This is a genomic window from Psychromonas arctica, assembly GCF_038155225.1.
In the GTDB taxonomy this organism is placed as follows: Bacteria; Pseudomonadota; Gammaproteobacteria; order Enterobacterales; family Psychromonadaceae; genus Psychromonas; species Psychromonas arctica_B.
Map to the genome: position 1 here is coordinate 1 of NZ_JBAKBA010000490.1, position 206 is coordinate 206.

Consider the following 206-nt stretch of genomic DNA (forward strand, 5'->3'; position numbering starts at 1 on the left):
TATTTGGTTTTGGACTGCTTATTTGGAGTGCAGATAAGTTTGTATTTGGCGCATCTAATACAGCCCGTAGCTTTTCTATTTCGCCTTTGATTGTCGGTGTTGTTATTGTTGGTTTGGGTACATCTTCCCCGGAAATGTTAGTGTCATCTATGGCCGCATTAGACGGGAATTCAGGACTATCAATTGGTAATGCAATTGGCTCTAAT

The 206-nt window shown here is 40.8% G+C and carries 1 pseudogene; it reads left to right on the top strand.

Annotation, left to right across the window (positions count from 1 at the left end):
- Positions 1–206: pseudogene (locus V6255_RS19200) on the top strand (calcium/sodium antiporter); the annotation flags it as partial.